The 23,128-nt window shown below is 40.0% G+C and carries 24 protein-coding genes, 1 tRNA gene and 1 pseudogene; 10 read left to right on the forward strand and 16 right to left on the reverse strand.

Annotated features, from left to right (window positions below; translation table 11 throughout):
- The first annotated feature begins 40 nt into the window (after nt 1-40).
- Nucleotides 41-376 carry an MGMT family protein gene (locus ACE01R_RS02315; RefSeq protein ID WP_395544874.1) on the forward strand — a complete coding sequence of 112 codons (336 nt, stop codon included), beginning with the start codon at nt 41-43 and terminating at the stop codon, nt 374-376.
- 68 nt (nt 377-444) lie between these two features.
- On the opposite strand, the gene ACE01R_RS02320 is transcribed toward ACE01R_RS02315, so the two are convergent.
- Nucleotides 445-885, reverse strand: a complete 441-nt coding sequence (locus tag ACE01R_RS02320) for a universal stress protein (RefSeq protein ID WP_395544876.1) — start codon at nt 883-885, stop codon at nt 445-447.
- Nucleotides 886-1,207: 322 nt separating this feature from the next.
- On the opposite strand from ACE01R_RS02320, the gene ACE01R_RS02325 reads away from it, so the two are divergent.
- Nucleotides 1,208-2,617 (forward strand): P-loop NTPase fold protein, encoded by a 1,410-nt coding sequence (locus ACE01R_RS02325; protein ID WP_395544878.1) that lies wholly within the window; start codon nt 1,208-1,210, stop codon nt 2,615-2,617.
- Here the strand turns inward: ACE01R_RS02325 and ACE01R_RS02330 are convergent.
- The gene (locus ACE01R_RS02330) at nt 2,600-3,217 is read right to left on the reverse strand and encodes a CatB-related O-acetyltransferase (protein WP_395544880.1); all 618 of its coding nucleotides are present in this window, start codon (nt 3,215-3,217) and stop codon (nt 2,600-2,602) included. The two genes, ACE01R_RS02325 and ACE01R_RS02330, sit on opposite strands and share 18 nt — an antisense overlap.
- Nucleotides 3,218-3,328: 111 nt before the next feature.
- The gene (locus ACE01R_RS02335; protein WP_395544904.1) at nt 3,329-3,724 is read right to left on the reverse strand and encodes a RidA family protein; all 396 of its coding nucleotides are present in this window, start codon (nt 3,722-3,724) and stop codon (nt 3,329-3,331) included.
- Nucleotides 3,725-3,860: 136 nt separating this feature from the next.
- On the opposite strand from ACE01R_RS02335, the gene ACE01R_RS02340 reads away from it, so the two are divergent.
- On the forward strand, nt 3,861-4,454 hold the full coding sequence (locus ACE01R_RS02340) for a TetR/AcrR family transcriptional regulator (protein WP_395545320.1): 594 nt from the start codon (nt 3,861-3,863) through the stop codon (nt 4,452-4,454).
- Here ACE01R_RS02340 and ACE01R_RS02345 read toward each other — a convergent pair.
- Nucleotides 4,443-4,583 (reverse strand): annotated as a pseudogene (locus tag ACE01R_RS02345) (hypothetical protein); the annotation flags it as partial. The gene ACE01R_RS02340 and the pseudogene ACE01R_RS02345 sit on opposite strands and share 12 nt — an antisense overlap.
- A 55-nt stretch (nt 4,584-4,638) precedes the next feature.
- Here ACE01R_RS02345 and ACE01R_RS02350 point away from each other — a divergent pair.
- A complete protein-coding gene (locus ACE01R_RS02350; protein WP_395544905.1) occupies nt 4,639-5,262 on the forward strand; it encodes an FMN-binding negative transcriptional regulator in 624 nt (207 codons plus the stop codon).
- A 48-nt stretch (nt 5,263-5,310) separates the two neighbouring features.
- On the opposite strand, the gene greA is transcribed toward ACE01R_RS02350, so the two are convergent.
- The 3 genes from greA to carA form a co-directional block, all read right to left on the reverse strand.
- A complete protein-coding gene (greA, locus tag ACE01R_RS02355) occupies nt 5,311-5,790 on the reverse strand; it encodes a transcription elongation factor GreA (protein WP_395544925.1) in 480 nt (159 codons plus the stop codon).
- A 95-nt stretch (nt 5,791-5,885) separates the two neighbouring features.
- Nucleotides 5,886-9,116, reverse strand: a complete 3,231-nt coding sequence (carB, locus tag ACE01R_RS02360) for a carbamoyl-phosphate synthase large subunit (protein ID WP_395544944.1) — start codon at nt 9,114-9,116, stop codon at nt 5,886-5,888.
- A 13-nt stretch (nt 9,117-9,129) separates the two neighbouring features.
- The gene (gene carA / locus ACE01R_RS02365; RefSeq protein WP_395544957.1) at nt 9,130-10,272 is read right to left on the reverse strand and encodes a glutamine-hydrolyzing carbamoyl-phosphate synthase small subunit; all 1,143 of its coding nucleotides are present in this window, start codon (nt 10,270-10,272) and stop codon (nt 9,130-9,132) included.
- A gap of 311 nt (nt 10,273-10,583) precedes the next feature.
- Between carA and ACE01R_RS02370 the strand changes: the two genes are divergently transcribed.
- Nucleotides 10,584-11,057, forward strand: a complete 474-nt coding sequence (locus ACE01R_RS02370; RefSeq protein ID WP_395544976.1) for a hypothetical protein — start codon at nt 10,584-10,586, stop codon at nt 11,055-11,057.
- Between the two features lie 136 nt (nt 11,058-11,193).
- Here the strand turns inward: ACE01R_RS02370 and ACE01R_RS02375 are convergent, their stop codons facing one another.
- Together ACE01R_RS02375 and yhbY are read right to left on the reverse strand one after the other, a co-directional pair.
- Nucleotides 11,194-11,733, reverse strand: a complete 540-nt coding sequence (locus ACE01R_RS02375) for a DOMON-like domain-containing protein (protein WP_395544978.1) — start codon at nt 11,731-11,733, stop codon at nt 11,194-11,196.
- A gap of 9 nt (nt 11,734-11,742) precedes the next feature.
- On the reverse strand, nt 11,743-12,066 hold the full coding sequence (gene yhbY / locus ACE01R_RS02380; protein ID WP_086199214.1) for a ribosome assembly RNA-binding protein YhbY: 324 nt from the start codon (nt 12,064-12,066) through the stop codon (nt 11,743-11,745).
- Nucleotides 12,067-12,261: 195 nt separating this feature from the next.
- Here yhbY and rlmE point away from each other — a divergent pair, with 195 nt between their 5' ends.
- From rlmE to folP, 3 genes are all read left to right on the forward strand, one after another.
- Complete coding sequence (rlmE, locus tag ACE01R_RS02385) at nt 12,262-12,912, forward strand: 23S rRNA (uridine(2552)-2'-O)-methyltransferase RlmE (protein WP_086199213.1); 651 nt, start codon at nt 12,262-12,264, stop codon at nt 12,910-12,912.
- A 132-nt stretch (nt 12,913-13,044) separates the two neighbouring features.
- Entirely contained in the window at nt 13,045-14,934 is a 1,890-nt protein-coding gene (gene ftsH, locus ACE01R_RS02390; protein ID WP_395544981.1) for an ATP-dependent zinc metalloprotease FtsH, read from the forward strand.
- 459 nt (nt 14,935-15,393) lie between these two features.
- Nucleotides 15,394-16,251 carry a dihydropteroate synthase gene (gene folP / locus ACE01R_RS02395; RefSeq protein ID WP_395545322.1) on the forward strand — a complete coding sequence of 286 codons (858 nt, stop codon included), beginning with the start codon at nt 15,394-15,396 and terminating at the stop codon, nt 16,249-16,251.
- Between the two features lie 49 nt (nt 16,252-16,300).
- Here folP and ACE01R_RS02400 read toward each other — a convergent pair whose 3' ends face one another.
- A complete protein-coding gene (locus tag ACE01R_RS02400; protein ID WP_395544983.1) occupies nt 16,301-16,855 on the reverse strand; it encodes a hypothetical protein in 555 nt (184 codons plus the stop codon).
- Nucleotides 16,856-17,294: 439 nt separating this feature from the next.
- On the opposite strand from ACE01R_RS02400, the gene ACE01R_RS02405 reads away from it, so the two are divergent.
- A complete protein-coding gene (locus ACE01R_RS02405) occupies nt 17,295-17,609 on the forward strand; it encodes a DUF5713 family protein (RefSeq protein WP_395544985.1) in 315 nt (104 codons plus the stop codon).
- A gap of 28 nt (nt 17,610-17,637) precedes the next feature.
- On the opposite strand, the gene ACE01R_RS02410 is transcribed toward ACE01R_RS02405, so the two are convergent.
- From ACE01R_RS02410 to ACE01R_RS02420, 3 genes are all read right to left on the reverse strand, one after another.
- Entirely contained in the window at nt 17,638-18,030 is a 393-nt protein-coding gene (locus tag ACE01R_RS02410) for a hypothetical protein (RefSeq protein WP_395544987.1), read from the reverse strand.
- Between the two features lie 106 nt (nt 18,031-18,136).
- A tRNA-Leu gene (locus tag ACE01R_RS02415) sits at nt 18,137-18,222 on the reverse strand.
- A 162-nt stretch (nt 18,223-18,384) separates the two neighbouring features.
- Complete coding sequence (locus ACE01R_RS02420) at nt 18,385-19,116, reverse strand: hypothetical protein (RefSeq protein ID WP_395544989.1); 732 nt, start codon at nt 19,114-19,116, stop codon at nt 18,385-18,387.
- Between the two features lie 360 nt (nt 19,117-19,476).
- Here ACE01R_RS02420 and ACE01R_RS02425 point away from each other — a divergent pair, with 360 nt between their 5' ends.
- Nucleotides 19,477-19,977: a hypothetical protein gene (locus ACE01R_RS02425; RefSeq protein WP_395545010.1), complete on the forward strand. Its 501-nt coding sequence runs from the start codon at nt 19,477-19,479 to the stop codon at nt 19,975-19,977.
- 64 nt (nt 19,978-20,041) lie between these two features.
- Here the strand turns inward: ACE01R_RS02425 and ACE01R_RS02430 are convergent, their stop codons facing one another.
- The 3 genes from ACE01R_RS02430 to ACE01R_RS02440 all read right to left on the reverse strand — a co-directional run bounded on the left by ACE01R_RS02430 (nt 20,042) and on the right by ACE01R_RS02440 (nt 22,819).
- Nucleotides 20,042-20,317, reverse strand: coding sequence for a hypothetical protein (locus tag ACE01R_RS02430; RefSeq protein WP_395545324.1), 276 nt, complete (start codon nt 20,315-20,317; stop codon nt 20,042-20,044).
- Nucleotides 20,318-20,373: 56 nt separating this feature from the next.
- Nucleotides 20,374-21,702, reverse strand: coding sequence for a hemolysin family protein (locus tag ACE01R_RS02435; RefSeq protein WP_395545018.1), 1,329 nt, complete (start codon nt 21,700-21,702; stop codon nt 20,374-20,376).
- Between the two features lie 127 nt (nt 21,703-21,829).
- On the reverse strand, nt 21,830-22,819 hold the full coding sequence (locus ACE01R_RS02440) for a LysR family transcriptional regulator (protein ID WP_395545021.1): 990 nt from the start codon (nt 22,817-22,819) through the stop codon (nt 21,830-21,832).
- Nucleotides 22,820-23,128: the final 309 nt, after the last annotated feature.

Genomic DNA, 23,128 nt, shown 5'->3' on the forward strand with positions numbered 1-23,128 from the left:
TATACTCCAAAGTTTAAATGGGATGATTTAAGGATAGTCTATGCCACAACATTCAAGTCGTTCTAGTGATGAGTTAGCGCGTCAAATTTTGCAGGTGATTGCTTTAATTCCTTATGGCAAAGTGGCTTCGTACGGGCAAATCGCAAAGATGGCAGGCTTGCCCAGACACGCACGTTTAGTCGGTTATGTATTAAAGCATCTGGATGCAGAGGTGGACATTCCCTGGCATCGGGTGATTAATTCTCAAGGAAAAATTAGCCTAAGCAAATTGGATGATCAGGGTGAAAATATCCAGCGCCTAAAGTTACTGGCAGAAGGGGTAATGGTGATTGGAGATAAAATTGATTTAAAACAGTATCAGTGGATGGATAGTTGATAAAAGATGTGCAGTGCAAGAATAAAATTTTCCCACCTTTAGCTAAAGATGGGAAAGTACATAGCATATTATTGACGGACAATCAGTACCGGAATATTTGATTCGCTGAGTAGACTTTGTGCAACACTGCCTAGGAACAATTTTTTCAGACCTGTACGGCCATGTGAACCAATAACAATTAAATCGGCATGAGTTTCTTTCGCTGCATTGACAATTTCACGATGAATCACTTGCCCTTCAATAAGTTTAGTTTCAACTTCAAGACCTTGTTCATGGAATTTTGCTTTTGCTGCAGCTAGCGAGTCTACAATTGCAGTACGAGCACGTTCAATCAAGTCATTGGTTTGATTGGCAGAAATATATTCTGCTGCAATATAGGGATCCAGTGCTAACACTTGAACTACGGTGACTTTACTGCCAAATGCTTTAGCAAATTCGATTGCTTTTTCCACTGCTGCATAAGCTGTTTCTGAACCGTCAACGGGTACTAAAATATTTTGATAAGCCATGTGTATTTCTCCTTATAATCCTTACTAGAAACAGATGCTTTAACCCTATGAATTTCTGTTCATGGAACCGTTTGAAATTTGATACTAGCTGTTTTTTAAATAAAACAAAACCTAGTAATTTCATATGGATAATTGGATCCGCTGAATTTTTTTGTAATTTAATCTACCATGGATTGAGGAAAAAATTAGAGGGTTTAAAACTAAAGTATGATGAAATTGTAAGCAAATTTTTAATTTGAAAATCTATGTAAAAATATAGGCAAATTCTCTAGGAAAATTGTCATATCATAAGTGTAGTAACTTATTAATAATGAATTAAAAAATGCATGAAACAAATCAATTGAATTGGCAACGTGATAATTTTGAAAATATTGAAACGGCATGGGAGGGTGATCTTTGGGATCGTCAACGTTTAGGTATTCAACTCACAAATTATGTTGATCGTTTGCAATGTGGTGCTGTGTTGGCTTTGGATGCGCGTTGGGGAGAGGGTAAAACATGGTTTGTTCGTCATTGGGCTAAACATTTAGATCATACAAATCATAATGTGATTTATCTGGACGCTTTTGCAAATGACTATCTGGATGATCCTTTTTTAGTGATTTCTTCTGAGATTACAGGTTGCTTATCTAAGGATGATGATTTTGATCAAATTCATATAAATACTTTTAAAGAAAAAGCTGCTGCAGCGTATCAAGCTCTTTTGCCAAGTTTACCGAAAGTATTACTTACACTCGGTTTAAATCTAATTAGTGGAGGGGTGTTAGGTGCTTTCGCAAAACAAGTTTCTGAAACGGGTAAGGAAGTTATCGAATCTGCTACAGATGAACTGGGTGATAAAATTAAAGAAAGCATTGAAGCAAAGATTGAGAATCATGAAGCCGATAAAAATACTTTATTGGCATTTAAACAAGAGCTTGCTCAGTTGGCAGAAGAATTAGATAAGCCTTTAGTTTTCATTATTGATGAACTTGACCGATGTCGACCTGATTTTGCGATTCGTTTGATTGAGCGCATTAAACACTTTTTTGATATTTCAAAGATTGTGTTCGTATTGGTAATGAATAAACCACAGCTATTACAGTCTGTTAAAAATTATTATGGTTATGATTCAGATTTAAATGGGGATTATTTCGAAAAATTTATTGATTACACAATTGAATTTCCAAAGATAGGTGAAGATCAATTGTATGAGGGAGTGATCAAGGAACAATTGTATCGTATTGGAGAAATAACGTCTAAAGATAATCAGAGTGAATTATTTTTCTGGATTTTAAGTTTCCAAGCTGTAAAAAAATATAATTCAAGAGAATTAGTAAAAAAGATTAACCAGTATGCACTTTTAAGGACAGATAATATAAAACTTAATCTAATCTTAAGTGCTTTAATATTTGATGAAAATTTTGAGATTTCAGTAGGTCACTTAAATAAGATAATTAACCATCTTTTTAATTATTTTAAAGGTGTTGATAATACAAATATGACAAAAGCTTATTTTGTTGAGCAAAAAATTTTCCAGAAGTTAAATGTAAAACAATCAGTGATTTGTGAAACTTATGAAAATATTTCTAGAATAGAGACGGGTTTTACGACGCAAGGGCAACAGAGCCAAAAAAAACGAGCTTTACAACATCTATTAATTCATTATTGCATTGGTAAGTTAGATGATATTAAAGATTTTAAACCTATTTGGAAGCAATATATTAAAACTGGGTTATTTGAAAAATATTGACAATTTTTCAATATTATCCGTCTGCAATTGGTCCCGCATTTTTAAAAACTGCTTTTCATCTAGGTCATAGAGCTTAAGGGAAAGCAGTTTTTCTATATCATGTTCAGGAAAACGGTATTTAATAATTTTGGCAGGCACGCCACCCACAACAGCATAAGGTGGCACGTCTTTGGTGACGACAGCACCTGTTGCCACCACAGCTCCTTCACCTAACTTTACACCTTGCATAATCATGGCACGAGAGCCAATCCAGCAACCATCACCAATAATGGTATCACCAGCAGGCACAAAACTGCGTGTATCGAACGGAAAGGCAGAAATCCAGTCGGTACGATGCAATTGATTGCCACCCATCATGATCACGCACTCTGCGCCAAAACAGACAAAATTGCCGATATAAAGCTGATCAATCGGCTTCTCTGCTGTCGCCGGCTTATCGTGCAAATAGCGCACTACACAGCGCTCAAAACCTTGATCCCAATACGCTGAGTAGTAAGAGTAATTGCCCTTAATGTGGATATTCGGATTCTTCACCGTTTTTGAGATGAACTCGAACTCACACCAATGGTTTACAGGGGAATTAATCAATTTTTCAGGCATGAGTGGGCTATAACAACAAGGAATGCGCCATTATACCGAATTGCTGTCAAGCTGAATCAATAATCTTAATTCAGCGAATGAAGCAAATCCTAAAGCACGTGCTGATATGATCTAAACACTTCTAGGAATACGTGCAATGACTTTAATCTCAAAATCAAAACCTGCCAGCCAAGTCACGCCCACAGCGGTCCAGTTAGGGTAAGGCTTTTGTGTAAATACCTGATTTTTAACTTTCATGATGCTTTCAAATTGCCGTTCAGGATCGGTATGAAAGGTGGTGACATCAACAATATCGTCAAAGGTACAACCAGCAGCTGCCAATGTCGCAGCTAAGTTTTCAAAAGCCCGTTGCACTTGCTTTTCGAAATCAGGCTCGGGGCTGCCATCCTCACGGCTACCGATCTGACCCGATACAAACAGCAGATCTTCCGATTTGATCGCAGCAGAATAACCATGCTGTTCATATAGAGCATGGCGGTCTTGGGGAAATATTGTAGTTCTAGTCATGTCTATTCTCATTCAATATCTAATTTATAAGTGGGTGAAAGCAGGTTGACTTTAACATACGCCACGTATGTAAACATAATTGACATACGTGGCGTATGTCAATTAAAATTTTTGCGATGAGAAGGTGATGAAATCAATGTCTGTTCGTGAACAAAAGATGGCGGAAACCCGCAAAAAACTGATTGAAGTCGCACGCCGTGCATTTGCGGAATATGGCTATGCAGAGACTTCAATGGATAAACTCACGGCAGAAGCAGGGCTGACTCGTGGTGCGTTGTATCATCATTTTGGTGATAAGCGTGGCTTATTTGCTGCGGTGGTCGATCAAATTGATTCGGAAATGGCTTCATCTGCCCAGCAGCATCTCGATCAGCCTGACGATCTGTGGGAAGGATTAATACTGGAAGGACGGACCTATATTCAAAATGCCTTAAACCCTGAATTTCAACGTATTGTGCTGCGCGATGGACCTGCAGTACTGGGTGATCCTGCACATTGGCCAAGTCAAAACAAATGCTTGCAGTCCACGCGTGAGTGCGTAGAGCAGTTATTGGCTGTAGGTCGATTAAAAGCTGTAGATCCTGAAGCAGCAGCGGTATTTTTAAATGGTGCAGCCATGAATGCGGCACTCTGGGTCGCCTCTAGCCAGCATCCTGAGCAGGTACTCCCTGAGGCTTTACATGCATTTAATTTATTTGCATCGGGGTTTCTAAAAGATCCAGTGCAATGATCCTTTGTAATAGCTGTAATTCTGTTCAATACCAATATTCGGATTCTTTGCTGTTTTAGAGATGAACTCGAATTCACCTCAATGATTTACAGCTGGATTAATAAGCGTATATTTTAAAAAATCTTTTATAGTGAATGGGGCTAGATAATTAATATTAATTTCATTCAGAAAAGGGAGGGGAATAATGTTGGCAGAGGATGTATTTAAAGAAGTTCGTGCGGATGAAATTTCAAGAATTATGCAGGAATTTCCTTTGGCTTGTATTGTGACCAATATCCCAGAGGGTTTGTATGCCACTCATGTTCCTTTAATGTTGAACGGTGAAAATATCTTATTTGGACATGTTGCGATAGCCAATGAGTTATATACAAAAGTTGCTAAAGATCAGGAAGTATTGTGTATTTTTAAAGGAAATGATGCTTATATCTCTGCCAATTATTATCCAAGTAAATTTGATAATCATAAAAAAGTGCCGACATGGAATTATCAGGTCGTACACGTGCATGGAAAAATTAAATTTTTAACTGATCAAAAAAATAAATTAGCGGCTTTGGGACGTTTAACCAGACAGAATGAAGAAAGAACAAATGGTGCGAATGCTTGGAAAATGTCAGATGCACCCAAGGATTATCTTATGATGATGCTTGATCAGTTGGTGGTATTTGAAATTCATATATCCAGAATAGTGGCAAAATCAAAACTGAGTCAGAACAGAGAAAAGCGCGATTTTGATGGGGTGATCAAAGCCTTGCAAATGAGAGGAGAGGATGGAGTCGCCAACAGTATGTTAGGTTTAAACAGACAGTAAAACTAAAAAGCCCCTCAAAAGAGGGGCTTTATTATCGAATACAATCTATTAAGAGATATATTCAACTTTTACGATTTCGTATTCAACTTCACCGTTTGGTGTGTTGATTTTTACTTCATCGCCTTCGTTTTTACCCAAAAGACCACGTGCAATCGGTGAGTTCACAGAGATTTTGTTAATTTTAAAATCTGCTTCATCATCACCTACAATGCGGTAGGTTTTTTGTTCTTCAGTGTCCAGGTTCTCAATAGTCACTGTCACACCAAAAACCACACGGCCGTTTTGCTCAAGAGTTTTTACATCAATTACTTGAGCTGCGCCCAGTTTACCTTCGATGTCCTGAATACGACCTTCACAGAAGCCTTGTTGTTCACGCGCTGCGTGATACTCTGCATTTTCTTTTAAGTCCCCATGTTCACGCGCTTCAGCAATCGCTGCAGTAATACGTGGACGATCAATACTTTTTAATTGATGTAATTCTTTCTCTAAGGCAATTTTGCCTTCAGGAGTCATAGGATAACGTTGCATTGTTGTCCCTCTCAGTTAAATTAAAAAAAATACAGCTGGTTTATAAATAAAAAAAGCCCGCCACCGAGAGGTGGCGGGACTTCTCGGTAACTTAATTAACCTTTGGTAAGGTCTTGCAAGCGGTAAACATCCATCGGCAATTTAATTGCTAAAGCTTGACATACAGCATCTGCGCCATTCAAAGTTGTTGTGTGATACACCTTACCTTGAAGAGCAGAGCGGCGGATCGAGAATGAATCCTGTTGAGCTTGTTTGCCTTCAGTTGTATTGATAATGAGGTGAATCTCGCCATTTTTCAAGCGGTCAACAATATTTGGACGGCCTTCAGTTACTTTATTCACACGTTCACATTCAATACCTGCTGCTTTAATCACGTCATACGTGCCGCCAGTCGCAAGAATTTTGAAGCCGAAACCAGCCAGCTGCTTCGCAATACCAACAGCACGAGGCTTGTCAGAATCACGTACAGAGATGAATGCATGCTTAACTTCACCTTCGGTTGGAAGGCCAGGTAAGCGTTCATTCGCGCCTAGTACAGCTTTGTAGAATGCTTCGCCGAATGTTTTACCAACACCCATGACTTCGCCTGTAGATTTCATTTCAGGGCCAAGAATCGGGTCAACACCAGGGAATTTGTTAAATGGGAACACCGCTTCTTTAACAGAGAAGTGTTCAGGAATAATCTCTGAAGTGAATCCTTGAGATTCTAGAGATTGACCCGCCATACAACGTGCAGCAACTTTCGCCAAAGATTCACCGATACACTTAGAAACGAACGGTACAGTACGTGATGCACGTGGGTTCACTTCTAGGATGTATACGTCAGTACCTTTAACTGCAAACTGTACGTTCATCAAACCGATTACGCCAAGCTCTTTTGCCATCGCAACTGTTTGACGACGCATTTCGTCCTGTACTTCTTTAGATAAAGAATAAGGAGGAATAGAACATGCTGAGTCACCTGAGTGAATACCCGCTTGTTCGATATGCTGCATGATACCGCCGATCACAACGTCTTTACCGTCAGATACGCAGTCCACATCAACTTCGATTGCATCATCAAGGAAGTGGTCAAGCAGTACAGGTGCTTCGTTAGATGCCTGAACCGCATCACGCAAGTAGCGTTTCAATTCGTCGTCGTTATAAACGATTTCCATCGCACGGCCACCAAGTACGTAAGATGGACGTACCACAAGTGGATAGCCAACTTTCGCAGCTTCAGCCATACCTTCTTCAGCAGATTTTACAATGCTGTTGTTTGGTTGACGAAGTTGTAGACGTTGAATCATTTGCTGGAAACGTTCACGGTCTTCTGCACGGTCAATTGCGTCAGGTGATGTACCGATAATTGGAGCACCAGCTTCTTCTAAAGCACGTGCCAATTTAAGCGGAGTTTGACCACCGTACTGAACGATAATACCTTTAGGCTTCTCGATACGTACGATTTCAAGCACATCTTCCAAAGTAATTGGTTCGAAGTACAAACGATCTGATGTGTCATAGTCAGTTGAAACAGTTTCAGGGTTACAGTTCACCATGATTGTTTCGTAACCATCTTCACGCATAGCTAGGGCAGCGTGTACACAGCAGTAATCGAATTCGATACCTTGACCAATACGGTTAGGACCACCACCGATGACCATGATCTTGTCTTTGTCAGACGGGTTCGCTTCACATTCTTCATCGTAAGTTGAGTACATGTAAGCTGTATCAGATTCGAATTCTGCAGCACATGTATCCACACGTTTGTAAACTGGAGTTACACCCAAGTTCCAACGGTGTTTACGGAATTGTTTTTGTGAAATGCCCATCAAGTCCGCAATGCGAAGGTCAGATAAACCTTTACGTTTGAACGAACGGATGTTGTCAGCATTCAAATCACCAAAACCTAAAGTTTTGATCTGGTTTTCAGTTTTGATGATGTCTTCGATTTGAATCAAGAACCAACGGTCAATTTTGGTTGCTTCAAATACTTCATCCAGTGTGAAACCGTGACGGAATGCATCGCCAACGTACCAAATACGCTCAGGACCTGGAACTTTAAGTTCAACCAGAATCTTCTCTTTCGCGCCTTCAGTGCCAACAGCGATTTTTTCATCAAAACCACATGCGCCCACTTCAAGACCACGAAGCGCTTTTTGTACAGACTCTTGGAAGTTACGGCCAATTGCCATCACTTCACCTACAGATTTCATCTGTGTAGTCAAAGTTGCGTCAGCTTGCGGGAATTTCTCGAAGTTAAAACGAGGAATCTTGGTAACAACGTAGTCAATTGCAGGTTCGAATGACGCAGGTGTTGTACCGCCAGTGATGTCGTTTTTCAATTCATCAAGGGTGTAACCTACAGCCAATTTCGCAGCAATTTTCGCAATTGGGAAACCAGTTGCTTTAGAAGCCAATGCAGATGAACGAGAAACACGCGGGTTCATCTCGATCACAACCATACGGCCGTCTTTCGGGTTGATACCGAACTGAACGTTTGAACCGCCAGTTTCTACACCAATTTCACGAAGTACAGCTAAAGATGCGTTACGAAGTAACTGGAATTCTTTGTCTGTCAATGTTTGCGCAGGAGCAACAGTAATTGAGTCACCTGTGTGCACACCCATCGGGTCAAAGTTTTCAATGGTACATACAATGATACAGTTGTCGTTTTTGTCACGAACAACTTCCATTTCGTACTCTTTCCAACCAATGAGTGATTCATCAATCAATAATTGTTTAGTTGGAGAAAGGTCGAAACCGCGTTCACAGATTTCAATGAATTCCTCGCGGTTGTAAGCGATACCGCCGCCTGAACCACCCATGGTGAATGATGGACGGATAATTACAGGGAAGCCGAAACGTGCTTGAATTTCAAGTGCGTGTTCCATGCTTTCTGCAACGTCAGCGCGTGGGCATTCCAAACCGATTTTGCGCATTGCGATATCGAAAAGTTTACGGTCTTCCGCTTTTTCAATCGCTTCTTTGGTCGCGCCAATCAATTCAACGTTGTATTTTTCTAAAATACCGTTGGCATCTAGTGCAAGAGCACAGTTCAATGCTGTTTGACCACCCATTGTCGGAAGAACTGCGTCTGGGCGTTCTTTCTCAATGATTGCAGCTACAGTTTGCCAAGTGATTGGCTCGATGTAAGTTGCGTCTGCCATTGCAGGGTCAGTCATAATGGTTGCTGGGTTAGAGTTTACCAAAATAACACGGTAGCCTTCTTCACGAAGGGCTTTACATGCTTGAGCACCTGAGTAGTCAAACTCACATGCCTGACCGATTACAATCGGACCAGCACCAATAATTAAGATGCTTTTAATGTCTGTACGTTTAGCCATGATGCTTCCTTAATTACTTCTTAGATGCTTCGATAAGTTCGATGAAATGATCGAACAGTGGTGCGCAGTCATGTGGACCAGGGCTTGCTTCAGGGTGACCCTGGAAGCTGAACGCAGGTTTGTCTGTACGATGCATACCTTGCAAGGTTTGGTCGAACAGCGATTTATGCGTTGCTTTCAAGTTAGCCGGTAGCGTATCTGTATCTACTGCGAAGCCATGGTTTTGAGAAGTAATCATCACTGTACCATCTTCAAGATTTTGTACAGGATGGTTGGCACCGTGGTGACCGTGAGGCATTTTCACAGTTTTTGCACCTGATGCAAGGGCAAGAATTTGGTGACCCAAGCAAATACCAAATACAGGTATGTTGCGAGCGTCTTCTACAATTGTTTTTACAGCTTCAATTGCATAGTCACATGCTGCTGGATCGCCAGGGCCGTTTGAAAGGAACACGCCATCTGGATTCAAAGCAAGGACTTTTTCAGCAGGAGTTTCAGCAGGTACAACAGTCAATTTACAACCGCGGTCTGCAAGCATACGTAAGATGTTGGTTTTGACACCGTAATCGTATGCAACAACATGGAATTTAAGTTCAGGTTGGGAGAAGCCTTTGCCTAGAGTCCAAGAGCCTTCGGTCCATTCGAAACCTTCAGGGTCGCAGCATACTTTCGCAAGGTCTAAACCGTTTAAACCGCCAAAAGCGCGAGCTTTAGCTAAAGCTTCTTCTTCTGTAGCGTTTTCACCAGCAAGGATACAACCGTTTTGTGCACCTTTAGATCGCAGAATACGCGTGAGTTTACGTGTATCGATGTCTGCGATAGCTACAACATTATGTTGTTTAAGATAATCACCAAGTGATTGCTCAGCACGGAAGTTGCTATGCAATAAAGGCAGGTCACGAATGATCAATCCGTTAGCCCATACTTTATGAATTCGACCTGACTCAGCGTCTTCATCATTACAACCTGTGTTACCGATATGTGGGTAAGTTAGGGTGACAAGTTGTTGTGCATAACTAGGGTCAGTCAAAATTTCTTGATAGCCAGTCATGGCAGTGTTGAAAACGACTTCACCAGTCGTACTACCCGATGCGCCAATTGAAGTACCTTTAAAAATAGTACCATCGGCAAGGGCTAAAATTGCTGGGGTGCTCAAACCAAAGCTCCTGAAATTTAGGCTGTAAAAAAGCGAGTAGACGAAAAAAAAGGAAGGCTATTGTAAAACCTATCCTCCCTATGTCTGCTCGCTTGAACTTAACACGGCATTATACGCAGAAAGCCCTTTAAAGTCCATTCTATTTACCAGGAATATGTAAGATAAATCCCTTGTGTTTTGATAAAAAGTCTGTTTGTGCATCTGTGTATATAAAATGTAAGCAAATTAGAATTGTCTAACAAATCAAAACTTAAATTTTATCAAAACCGAATACGCTAGGGCTCTCATGTAATAACTATAGGAAAAAGATCATGACCGTAGAGCAAAAGCCAACAAAACCAAAAACCACTTTAAAAGAGGTGGTCGCAGAAGGTGCAGACAAGTTGGAGCAGGCCACTAAAGAAGCGCAGCACAAAGTGACAGAAGCCGTGACAGAGTCAACTGAAAATGTAAAAGTTGAAGCAAAGGAGGTACAGGCAAATGTTCAAGAGCAAATTCAAAGTCTAAAAGAAGACCTTTTTCAGCGTATCGAGACCATTAAAAAGCAACTCAATTTTTCACAAAAAGATTTAACTGAATTGAAAGATTTCATCAAATCTGAATTTAATGCTGTGATTGAAGATTTATCGAAACTTGGCAAAGAGTTAAAAGAGGATGTCAGCCAAATTTCAGTAAAACATAAAGATCATCTGGCTGAAACTTTAAAACGCTCTAAAGAACATACTTTAGATGTGTGGAAAAAGGTGTCAGTTAAGTCGGATGATGAACCTACTTTAAAAAGCTGATATATAGCTAGAGAAGTCTACTTATATACTGGCGAGGAAGGGCGCTATGTTGGTTTTCCTCGGGTACACATCGAAGACATAAAAAAGTGAGGTATTTTGCCTCACTTTTTTATTGTTTGAATATTGCTGCTATGCCTTAGAACTGATGTAGCCAGTCACGTTTGTTGTGAAAGTCTGCATTTGGACTGCTGTGTTGCATTGCGTAATATTGCTCACCTTGCGAGGTTTTAAGTACAGCAGTCAAGCCCAAGAACAAATCCGACCATTGTAATTTGTGCTTTAACATAAACTCGGTTAAGTCCAGGCTCACATTTAAACCATAATGTGTGCGTTTGAGCTGGTTGAGTTCAATATCATGGGCGGCTTGAGGTGGCATATCTTCTGGATAGCGATATTCCTCAAACTGATACACCTGCCACGCCTGGGAAGGAGAGAGGTTGATTTCACGATAGAAATCTTCTCCCTGTACACCAATAAAAATTTCAAAACAGGTATGTTCCCATAAGAAATCTTGACGAGAGTGATCTTGAACCATTTCAGGCCATTGCATGAGCTGATTGGGGTCACGTAACCAGTAGCCTACATTTAAGGTGTATGGGCTTTGTTGTTCAATCGCAGCAACAAGGGAGATCGATTGGAAGCGACGATCAAAGGCGCTAAGTTCGTAACTTGCCATGAAATCTGCTTAGTTAGATAAATGAGCGTGACGAACCAAGTTAGATAATTTGGCATTCTGTTTTGCTGCTTTTTTATAAATTAGCGCAATTTTACCAATTTTTTGAACAACTTCAGCGCCAGTTTGAGCGGAAAGGTCTTCAATTAAAGATGCACGTTCTTCACGATCTTCCGCTACGATTTTCACTTTAATCAATTCGTGATCGTTTAAAGCACGGTTTAATTCTTCGACTACAGCTTCAGTCAAACCTTTATCGCCCAGCATAACCACCGGGTTTAATGCATGTCCGATTTGACGTAAACGTTTACGTTCCTGAATAGATAAAGCCGCCATAAAGATAACCTAATTTTAAAAACGGCTTAGTATAACAAATGCCAAGTTTAAACGCTTTATATTCTGTTGAAATAATCGATTTCAATTATTGAAAAAAACCTTTCAAAGATCGGATTTAGATACAGATGTATACTGCAAGGCCTATGTTTTTCACGTACAATCATATATTAGAAGTTTTTTATTATTTAGAGAGTTATGGCGACCCGCATTACCAACCAGAAGTTGTCAAAAAGTAGTCGAGAGTGGATGCGCGAGCATTTGGATGATCCTTTTGTGAAAAAAGCACAGAAGGAAGGTTATCGTGCGCGTGCTGCTTATAAGCTTCTTGAAATTCAAGAAAAATACAAAATTATTAAACCGGGCATGACGGTGGTCGATCTGGGTGCTGCACCAGGAAGTTGGTCTCAGATTGCAGGTAAATTAGTCGGGGACAAAGGCTTATTGATTGCCTCCGATATTTTACCAATGGACGCATTACCAGATGTGACCTTCCTGCAAGGCGACTTCCGTGAGGAAGAAGTTTTTGAAAAATTGTTAAATATTTTAAACGGACGGACTGTAGACGTTGTAATTTCGGATATGGCCCCCAATACATCAGGTAATAAGGCTGTAGATCAACCTCGTCAAATTTACTTGTGTGAACTGGCTTTAGATTTTGCCAACAAGGTTTTAGGGCCTAAAGGTCAATTTGTAGTCAAGGTTTTCCAGGGAACCGGATTTGACGAATTCCGTAAACAGGTAGTAGATAGCTTTGATGTATTGAAGACAGCAAAACCTGCTGCTTCACGTGCCCGATCTAAAGAAGTATTTTTAATTGGGCAAGGTCGTAAGAAAGCTTCTAGATAAAGTTTACTTGCCAAGACGTTAAAAATTGTGCATTTTGTACATTTTTAAAATATTGCAAAGCTGATCTTCAGCTTAAATTAAGGTCACCCATTTTTGGGCATGATCAAATTAGATTGATATGGGAATAAAGCTTTGAGCGATCTCTTCAAGAATGCCGTATTGTGGCTGGTTATACTGGGTGTGCTGATTCTGATTTTCAGTAACATCAGTGACCGCAATCAACCGACAGCAATGAATTATTCAGAGTTTGTTTCAGCGGTGAATGCTGGTCAAATTAAGCAAGTCACCATTGATGGCGAAAGAATTCGTGGTGAAAAAACAAACGGTTCAGAGTTTGAAAGTATTCGTCCTGCGGTTCAAGACCCAGAACTTATGCCAAACCTCATCAAACATAATGTTGTTGTAGAAGGGACTGCACCACAACGTCAAGGTTTGTTGATGCAACTTCTTATCGCTAGCTTCCCTGTACTTTTGATCATTTTGTTATTCATGTTCTTTATGCGCAACATGGGTGGTGGAGCAGGTGGTAAAAGTGGTCCAATGAGTTTTGGTAAGTCAAAAGCCAAAATGCTTTCTGAAGACCAGATTAAAGTCACCTTTAGCGATGTTGCTGGCTGCGATGAAGCTAAACAAGAAGTTGTTGAAATTGTAGATTTCTTGAAAGATCCATCTAAATTTAAACGTCTGGGCGCAAGTATTCCTAAAGGCGTGTTGATGGTTGGTCCTCCTGGTACCGGTAAAACCTTGCTTGCGAAAGCGATTGCGGGTGAAGCAAAAGTTCCATTCTTCAGTATTTCAGGTTCTGACTTTGTTGAAATGTTCGTGGGTGTCGGTGCATCACGTGTGCGTGACATGTTTGAACAGGCGAAGCGCCATGCGCCTTGTATCATCTTTATTGATGAGATTGATGCGGTAGGTCGTCACCGTGGTTCAGGTACCGGTGGTGGTCATGATGAACGTGAACAGACACTCAACCAAATGCTGGTAGAAATGGATGGTTTTGAAGGCAATGAGGGTATTATCGTCATCGCTGCTACTAACCGTGCAGATGTACTGGATAAAGCCTTGCTTCGTCCAGGCCGTTTTGACCGTCAAGTGATGGTTGGTTTGCCAGACATTAAAGGTCGTGAACAGATTCTTAATGTACATTTGAAAAAATTGCCTTCGCACACTGGTGTGGACGTAAAAGTGCTTGCTCGTGGTACACCGGGTTTCTCTGGCGCACAATTGGCAAACCTTGTAAACGAAGCGGCATTATTCGCTGCACGTCGTAACAAGAACACAGTCGATATGCATGACTTTGAAGATGCAAAAGACAAAATCTACATGGGTCCTGAGCGTAAATCGATGGTGATTCGTGAAGAAGAACGTCGTGCTACTGCTTACCATGAAGCCGGTCATGCCATTGTGGCTGAAATTTTGCCAGGTACTGACCCTGTACATAAAGTGACCATTATGCCGCGTGGTTGGGCATTGGGTGTGACCTGGCAGTTGCCGGAACAAGATGCAATTAGTCATTACAAAGACAAGATGCTGAATGAAATTTCGATTTTGTTTGGTGGTCGTATTGCCGAAGAAGTGTTTATCAATCAGATGTCGACCGGTGCTTCAAATGACTTTGAACGTGCGACCAAAATGGCGCGTGCAATGGTGACCAAGTACGGTATGTCTGACAAGATGGGCGTAATGGTTTATGAAGATGAAAACCAAAACGGCTTCTTTGGAAACGTAGGTAGCCGTACCATTTCTGAAGCAACCCAACAACAAGTGGATGCTGAAGTTCGCCGTATTTTGGATGAACAATATAAAGTTGCTCGCAATATCGTGGAAAATAATAAAGATATCGCGCATGCAATGGTGAAAGCGTTGATGGAATGGGAAACCATTGATCGTGACCAAATCCGTGACATCATGGAAGGTCGTGAACCACAGCCACCTAAAGTTTATGTTGCTGAAAATCCTGTGATTGATGTAACACCAACAGACGGTCCTGCAACACCTCCACCATTACCAGCAGGCTAAGTTGAATGGTTAGAAAAAAAGAGTCTCAAATGAGGCTCTTTTTTTATGCATGAATATGGGCTGCTGACATTTCATAAATGGATTGCGTTGTAGGCTAAAATTGAGCAATGAGATGTATACATCGTAAAAATGAAATGCAAAGAATGGTGGTACCATTTTTAAATTTCATGACGCAGTTTGAGATAATTTTAGCCACAACCTGAGCAAGAACAAAGCACAGCTTTGTTTGCAGCGCAAGGCGCAGCTGGGGACTAGCGTATTTTTTGATGCTACGTCGTTGTGAACTACTCATTTAGAATGACTAAATTTCGTATTTCACGCCTAGTATCCTCTAAAAAATACGCATAGTCGCAAACATGGACGAAGTGTCAACAGACCCTATTGCGATCGGTGAAAAGATTTCAGGCTGTAAAACTGCAGAGTTGTTAGAATAGCGGAATTGCTTGAAGGAGAAACATGATGCAATTGATGCCATTACCCAATCGAATGCTGCAATGTGGCCAAATGAAGTTGGACTTGTCTCAGCCCCATGTGATGGGAATTCTGAATGTCACTCCAGACTCTTTTAGTGATGGTGGAAAGCATAATGCCAAAGATCAGGCCATAGCCTATGCCTTGCAGATGATGGCAGATGGTGCAAGCGTAATTGATGTCGGAGGCGAATCTACCCGTCCCGGTGCTGCTGTAGTGGAAGTGGAGGAGGAAATACGCCGTGTAGTGCCTGTAGTTGAAGAATTAGCTAAGCATGATGTCATTATTTCAATTGATACATCGCAACCTGAAGTGATTAAAGCAGCAGTGCAAGCAGGGGCGCATATCTGGAATGATGTGCGTGCATTAACCCGTCCTAATGCTTTGGCAACAGCAGCTGAACTGAATATTCCAGTCATTATTATGCATATGCGTGGTGAGCCAACCACAATGAATAATTTAGACCAATATGATGATGTAACGACAGATGTGATTAAAGAGCTACAGCAGAGAGTAGATGATGCGATTCAAGCTGGGGTAAAACCTGAAAATATTGTGATTGATCCTGGTTTTGGTTTTGCTAAAAATGCCCAGCAAAATTTAAAATTGTTAAATGAATTTTATAAATTAAATGATATGGGTTATCCGATTTTATCGGCACTTTCTCGGAAGCGTTTTATTGGTGAAGCGCTGGGTGGAGCAGATGCTGGGCAGCGTACAGTTGGCTCTGTGGCGGCACATCTTATAAGTATCCAGCAGGGTGCATGCATGGTGCGAGCACATGATGTCAAAGCGATGAGTGATGCCATTAAAGTATGGCAGACTATGAATAATCTGGGTGTATAAACAAGTAAAAGCTCGATAATCTATCGAGCTTTTTGGTTTTAAGCTGCCATTATTTTCCTTTATATTCAAGTGAAGAATGATGTACAACTATTCGTAATTTACCTGCATTATCTTTTACAAATTTCCAGCTTTTATCTACAGTCGTCACTTCATTATTCTTATTGGTGAAGTGAACTTTACCTAAAGTGCTTGCACTGTCGCCCGTTATATTGATCGCCGCATTATCGACTTCGCATTTTTGCCATCCACTCAGAGCGAAGCCTTTATCATTGGGGAAATTGGGATCTCCACCTACAAAATATGACAAAGCAGCTTCTTTTGTGGTTCTAAATGTTTGTGGATTTATGGTTAAGGTGGGTTTAAATAAAACAGGGCCATTCTGATAAAAATATGCATCATCAATCACCTTGCTTGCAAGATCACTTGCTGCTTGTTTCCCGTATTTATCATATGTTGCGCTGATATCAAGTAATGATTTACACCAAGCTTGCTGTGCCGCTATTACTTCTTGTTCGGAAATAATATTTTTTTGCGTCTCGTTAGTTGGTGCTGTAGAGCATGCTGCGAATGTTATTGCAAGAAATGTAACTAAAATGATTTTCATAACATTTCCCTATAGAAATTAGGTTTTTATTTTATAAAGTAAGTTTTATTTGAAGCATAGTAATGCTATCGAATGAATCGAAAACTCTACCAAACCGCTACATTAATAAAATTTAAAATAAATGAGTGGGTTGGTTCATTATGTTGGGATAATTAGAGACTTTATTATTCCGAGAATTTTTTAGTAGGCTATACATACAGCAAGTAAGCGTCAGTATGAAAATAATCCATTTTGAATTTTGAAGATGTAAAGGGTGCATGCACAGATGTTTAAAAGATGAGTGATGCTATTACTGTGAGATGGATAGAATCATGCCTAATGTCAAAGTTCAAATGCGTTAAATGAATGGGGAGTCCCTTATATTTATAGTTGAGTTTGGTAATTTTGTTGCTTTGTGTTATACAGGCTCGCTTTAATGCATGTCTTTTTTGAGTGTTGTATGTTTGAAGATTTACTTCTCCCGATGTTTGATGATGAATATTATCCCGATATTCTTGTGGCTGAAGTTAAGCAGGCCATTAAACAGTTTGCAAAGAAAGTTGCAAAGCCTGATTTATCTGAAGTAGAAATTTATCATTTTGCTGCTGAAACCGTGATTTTGATTAATAAGATGAAACCACAGTTTGAAGATCTTGACTCGTCATTGGATGACACAGCAGCCGATTATATTGCTGAAGCCATGATGATGGTGGTGCAAGATAACGGTTATATGGATATTGAAATGGAAGAGTTGGTATCAAATAGAGAGTGGTAAGTTACTCTCTATTTGTTAGTTTTTAAATTTAAAGCTTGGCTGGACTAGACAATAGATCGCTTAGATGGCAACTTGCCTGAATATGAATTTCAGCTATCTCATCCACGATTAAGTAAAATTTCTCATTTTCAGTATAAGCCCTGGCTTTTAAATTGAGCCAAAAGTACGGGTCTTGTCGCAGCAAGTTTCTAATCTGCTTTTCATCTTCTGGATGATTAAAATGCAGGGGATAGGGATACTTTGCTAAGGTACAGTGATTTAAAACAAGTTGTCCCTGATCTTCGCGAATGGTGCCAGAAAATAAATCATAAACCTTGGGGACTTGCGGTTTTTCTATTGCTTCTACTGCATGAGTCAGGTTTGTACTCATCCATATCAACAGGCTGGCATACAGAGGGAAATACGTTTTAAATCGCTTCATTTTTATTCTTTCTTGTTTATTAGTTTACTATTGTTGAGTTATTCGGGCATAAAAAAACCAGCTTATCGCTGGGTCTTTTATTGCACCATTTTAAAAAGTATTAAAATGGTGCCCGAGGCCAGACTCGAACTGGCACGCTTTGTGGGCGGGGGATTTTAAATCCCCTGTGTCTACCGATTTCACCACTCGGGCATGTGCGCAATAATAGTGGACGGAATATAACTTGGCAAGTAGCTTTGCGTGTATTTGCTTTCTTTTCAATCAATTCATGTGTTTATCGCTGTAAAATAGCGCTTTGTCCGTTTTTTGTCGTGACAAACCTATTGTAAAACTGAGCGAGGCTGATTTTTTAAGCTACATCAAGCTATCCAGATAGGTTTCGACATCTACATGCTTATGTGTTTTACACAGTTCATTTTCATAACGAATCAGCTGTATGTGCAGATCGATAAACTGTTTTTCTTGTTGTCGCAGCGTGTGCAGTGCAGCTGATTTCTTGCTAACAAATAGGCTTTTGAACTGAATTTTTAACACTTGCTTATAGGCCCAAAAGCAGATGCGGCGGGTTTCTTGCAGATAAAAATATTGCTCGTTTTGAGTGCCTTCACGGAACATATTTTCTTTGTAAAAACGAACAAAGCCAAAACTTAAAGCAAAGAAAAATAGAATCACTTGTAAAACTGTACTTTCAATATAGGCGATATTTAGGGTTTGTAGCACAATCAATACGGCCAGTTTAACCGGAGTATGGCGAAGTTGTTGATATAAAGAAGTGGAGCTATGCTTAACTTGTTTGATGACCAACGGGGTATACAGCATAAACAACAACATAATGGCTAAAACGGCAATTCCATGTGCACGAAAAGCATTAAATTGTGGAAACTGGATGGCAATAAAATGGCTCAAACTCATCGAAAGCGAGATAAAAATCATCGCGGCAAGAACCCAGGGAATCAACTCTTTCAGTTCATCTAAAATTCCCTTGGTTTTGATCATACTGTAAAACAAATAATTTCTTTTAAACGCTGTCGGGTACTGTTCCCGCAGTTGTTTTAAAAAAAGTGCAGTTTGTTTATTACTGATCATAAGAATTAAAGACACATAAAAAGTAGAGCTAATATAAAGGATTTGACAGTATTTAACAGGGAAAATCTGAAATTAACGGATTGCTTTATTGCAAGACTCATCGCTATTGGGTTGTTTGGATTGAACTAAATTTTCAAAGGGGTGAACAATATTAAATTTTGTCATTATTTATTGCACCTCAAGGTATGACTTTTTAGTGTATCTATCACTGATACTAGATATTGTGCTCACTAGACTCAGTCTTAGGGATAGTTTTAAATCGCAAACTCAGTAATCGAATCGGGCGCTTAATTTTATTCCTGTATTCAATGAGGAATTATGCGAAAATAGCCCTTTCTTATTTTTGTCCAAGGACAGTTCATGACTGATCAATCTCCTGAATCTTTAAGCGATATCGAAATTTTAGACGTTTTACAGTCCATGAAAAGCGATGTGCTAAATACTGAAGCGAAAGAGATTATCCGTAATGGCGGTAAAGCTGGTCGTCAGGAAGCACATAAAGACGCGTTGGTTGCTTTGAATGCCAGTTTTGAAAGCAAGTTCGTTGAAGCCGTGACTTTGGCACTCCATTTAAATCAGGCACAAAGCAAAAAAATTCGTTATAAAAAAGACCGTATTCGTATTTTAAAAGCACATGGCATTGATTATTTAGCCATTGATGGTGCCGAAACAGCACAGGTCTTATCGCAAATTGCACAGGCAATTACCCGCGAAGATGCGATTGTAACCCATGACTTGCATAATATTTTCCCATTCTGGAAAGAAGGCTGGCCAATGGTACAGTTCGACAATGCTTATAAAATTCTGGAAGACGACATTAATATTCACTATCAAGCTGTTTTAGATGCCTTGATTAAATAATCAAAGCATTCGTAAAAAAAGCACCTTGTGGTGCTTTTTTTGTACATGAATAAGCAGAAAAAATTTATGTATAAAGCCAGGCCAGCAATATGCTGATGGGCCAAATAAAAAGTCGCCACCAGCTGATCAAGGGATACCAGAAAAACTCACCGATCCGCATGGTTGAATCATAATTTTTTCTTGAGCGTTCATAACTATAGGGCGTGATCCAGCACGCTAAAATTAGCAATAGAATTGCTAAAATCAGAATCACAGACTGGGTTTGCCGGGCGAAAAAATAATAAATCATATAAAGGCCTGAATAGAAACTCAGGCAGGCGAGCAGGGCAGTCACTGAAATATTCATGGTTTTTATCTATCTAATTTTTATTTTAAGTTAAGGTGAAAAGAATCAGATTAATCTGATTCTCCTGCATTTTCATCGGTTTCCGCTTGTTTTAAAAGACGCGTAACCAAGAGTTGGTCAATTTTAAAATGGTCAACATCCACCACTTCAAATTTATAGTTGCCATAGATCACGGTATCGGCAGGGCGTGGAATCTTGCGTAGACGGTACATCATGAAACCGGCAAGGGTCTCATAATTTTCTTCATCCGGCATTTCATCAATTTCAAGGGCGTGTTTCAGGTCCTCAATTGGCGTGCTGCCATCAATCAGCCAGGAATTGTTGTCACGCTTAATGATTTGCTGGTCTGCTTCGATTGGAGTTACCCAGTCGCCCATGACGGTAATCATAATGTCAGACAAGGTAATGACACCGACCACCAAGGCATACTCATTAATTACAACTGCGAATTTTTCTTTGGTCGAGCGGAAGCGATCCAGTAATTCGGATAAAGTTAAAGTATCGGGGATGGTTAATACATTGCGAATGGTACTTTCATTTAACTGCAGTAAAGACTGGTTATTCAAAATACGCACCAGAATATCTTTAGCATCGACATAACCAATCACATCATCAATGTTTTCACTACATACCAGAAACTTGGAATACGGATATTCAGCCAGTTTTTGACGGATACTGGATTCGGATTCTTTAAGGGTAAAGAACACGACATTTTCACGTGTCGTCATACTCGAAGGCACGTTACGTTCTTCAAGTTCAAACACGTTTTCAATAAAGTGGTGTTCCTGTTTCTGTAATACGCCTGCCTGCGCACCTGCATCCATGACAGCAGAAATATCATCAAAGGTAATATTGTCTTCGCGTGTGGTGTTAACTTTAAATAGGCGAAATAACAGATTGGCTATGGCATTGATAAACCAGGCCAGTGGACGACATACGCTAATAAAAACTTGAATCGGGTTAATGACTGATACTGCAATTTTTTCTGGTGCAATCATGGCCAGACGTTTTGGCATCAAGTCGGCAAACAGAATGAATAATGAAGTGACTAAAGTAAAAGATAAGGCAAAACCGATCGTTTCAGCCCATGCACCGGTATAGAAACGTGCAACCAGTTCAAGGAAATAAGGACGGAAAGCCCCTTCACCTAAAATACCGCCAAGAATGGCCACAGCATTTAAACCAATTTGTGATGCTGCAAAAAAGTCTGCTGAATTTTCCTGCAAATCTAATACTTGTTGAGCACGTTCATCACCGGATTCGGCCAGTATTTTTAATTTAACTTTACGTGCACCCGCAAGGGCAATTTCGGTTAGCGATAAGAATCCCGCACCAGCAATGAGGATGATGATGATGACAATATTTTGAAAGAGGCTCACAAATCCACCTGTGGATCATCATTATTATGAATATTTTTAACACAAAAGAACGTCAGGTAGTAATGAAATGACTACCTGACTAAATACAGTATAAGCTTAAAAAAGAAGAATTTAAGAAAAATTGTTTTTAATAATGAGAAAATTGAGAATTATTCATTAAAAATTCACGATTTTCTTCTTCAATCATCTGACGTGCCACATATAGAATGAGCTGACGCAACCAGCGATGTGCAGGATGATGATGTAATAACGGACACCATGCCATCTTCAATTCAAACTCGGGAATATAGAAGGGCGGATCTTTCATCAACAAGTTCTGGTTTTTAGCCTGCAAACGTGCAATACGTGTAGGAAGCGTTGCCACCAGATCTACATTGGCCGCCAATAGCCCTGGCATTTGATAATGACGGGTAAAGACCGAAATCTTACGTTTTTGCCCGATACGCTCTAAAGCCTGATCAATCCAACCCAAACCGGCCTGTTTTTCAGGATTGACACCAAAACCTACCCCCATGCCTGTTTTAGAAACCCAAATATGTTGGGCATCTAAATAACTTTTAAGGTTTAAATTCCCTGCGGCAGGGTGCTTATTGTTAAGTAAGCAAGAAAAGCTGTCACGCCAAACCAGGACCTGGTGGAAACTTTGTGGAATTTCATTGAAGCGGTTAATCGCAAGATCAACTTTACCTTGTTCCATATCACGGTAAGACACGTCACTTGGGGTCAAGAAGTCGAGTACGACATTCGGAGCTTCGGAGCGTAATGCCTTAACCAGGCGTGGTACTAAAGTCGCTTCTGCATAATCCGAAGTCATAATGCGGAAAACGCGATTGGAAGTATAAGGACGGAACTCGGTACGCGGTTCCAAAATCATCGACAAATCAGAAAGTGCATCGCGAATACGGGGTTGTAATTCCAAAGCACGTTCTGTTGGGGTCATTCCTTCAGAAGAACGAATGAGCAGCGGATCATTAAATAAGTTGCGTAAACGACGCAAAATGTTACTCATTGCAGGTTGGGTGACACCCAATTGTTCTGCAGCACGCGTTACATTTTTTTCGCGAAGCAGTACATCAAGATATATTAATAGGTTGAGGTCGACCCGCTCCAGATTCATACAAGAAATACCGAAAATAAACTCATGAAATTATTTCGATTATGCCATAAGCAACAAGGCTTGTGTAGGAATATTGATGAAAAAAGAAACGTGTTAAAGGGGTGATTTTATATAGATAAAATGAATCAATCGGCTGCTATGAGCAAGCATGATTGCTGTAAAGTGAAAATAAATCAAAGATAATCGGTCGGTTTTTTAATATGAGACAAAAGCATCCATTTAATGCGCTATACTAGTAAAAATAGCACAAATAAAATACAGGTGTATTTTGAAAATACGTGATAAAAGTGCACAAAAATAGCCTTAAAA

Origin of the sequence: Acinetobacter sp. BSP-28, assembly GCF_044130285.1 — a bacterium.
Taxonomy (GTDB): domain Bacteria; phylum Pseudomonadota; class Gammaproteobacteria; order Pseudomonadales; family Moraxellaceae; genus Acinetobacter.

Bases quoted from the DNA above. Each gene is read 5' to 3' on its own strand.
- ACE01R_RS02315 (WP_395544874.1), top strand. From the start codon at position 41: ATGCCACAACATTCAAGTCGTTCTAGTGATGAGTTAGCGCGTCAAATT.
- ACE01R_RS02320 (WP_395544876.1), bottom strand. From the start codon at position 885: ATGGCTTATCAAAATATTTTAGTACCCGTTGACGGTTCAGAAACAGCT.
- ACE01R_RS02325 (WP_395544878.1), top strand. From the start codon at position 1,208: ATGCATGAAACAAATCAATTGAATTGGCAACGTGATAATTTTGAAAAT.
- ACE01R_RS02330 (WP_395544880.1), bottom strand. From the start codon at position 3,217: ATGCCTGAAAAATTGATTAATTCCCCTGTAAACCATTGGTGTGAGTTC.
- ACE01R_RS02335 (WP_395544904.1), bottom strand. From the start codon at position 3,724: ATGACTAGAACTACAATATTTCCCCAAGACCGCCATGCTCTATATGAA.
- ACE01R_RS02340 (WP_395545320.1), top strand. From the start codon at position 3,861: ATGTCTGTTCGTGAACAAAAGATGGCGGAAACCCGCAAAAAACTGATT.
- ACE01R_RS02350 (WP_395544905.1), top strand. From the start codon at position 4,639: ATGTTGGCAGAGGATGTATTTAAAGAAGTTCGTGCGGATGAAATTTCA.
- greA (WP_395544925.1), bottom strand. From the start codon at position 5,790: ATGCAACGTTATCCTATGACTCCTGAAGGCAAAATTGCCTTAGAGAAA.
- carB (WP_395544944.1), bottom strand. From the start codon at position 9,116: ATGGCTAAACGTACAGACATTAAAAGCATCTTAATTATTGGTGCTGGT.
- ACE01R_RS02370 (WP_395544976.1), top strand. From the start codon at position 10,584: ATGACCGTAGAGCAAAAGCCAACAAAACCAAAAACCACTTTAAAAGAG.
- ACE01R_RS02375 (WP_395544978.1), bottom strand. From the start codon at position 11,733: ATGGCAAGTTACGAACTTAGCGCCTTTGATCGTCGCTTCCAATCGATC.
- yhbY (WP_086199214.1), bottom strand. From the start codon at position 12,066: ATGGCGGCTTTATCTATTCAGGAACGTAAACGTTTACGTCAAATCGGA.
- rlmE (WP_086199213.1), top strand. From the start codon at position 12,262: ATGGCGACCCGCATTACCAACCAGAAGTTGTCAAAAAGTAGTCGAGAG.
- folP (WP_395545322.1), top strand. From the start codon at position 15,394: ATGCAATTGATGCCATTACCCAATCGAATGCTGCAATGTGGCCAAATG.
- ACE01R_RS02400 (WP_395544983.1), bottom strand. From the start codon at position 16,855: ATGAAAATCATTTTAGTTACATTTCTTGCAATAACATTCGCAGCATGC.
- ACE01R_RS02405 (WP_395544985.1), top strand. From the start codon at position 17,295: ATGTTTGAAGATTTACTTCTCCCGATGTTTGATGATGAATATTATCCC.
- ACE01R_RS02410 (WP_395544987.1), bottom strand. From the start codon at position 18,030: ATGAAGCGATTTAAAACGTATTTCCCTCTGTATGCCAGCCTGTTGATA.
- ACE01R_RS02420 (WP_395544989.1), bottom strand. From the start codon at position 19,116: ATGATCAGTAATAAACAAACTGCACTTTTTTTAAAACAACTGCGGGAA.
- ACE01R_RS02425 (WP_395545010.1), top strand. From the start codon at position 19,477: ATGACTGATCAATCTCCTGAATCTTTAAGCGATATCGAAATTTTAGAC.
- ACE01R_RS02440 (WP_395545021.1), bottom strand. From the start codon at position 22,819: ATGAATCTGGAGCGGGTCGACCTCAACCTATTAATATATCTTGATGTA.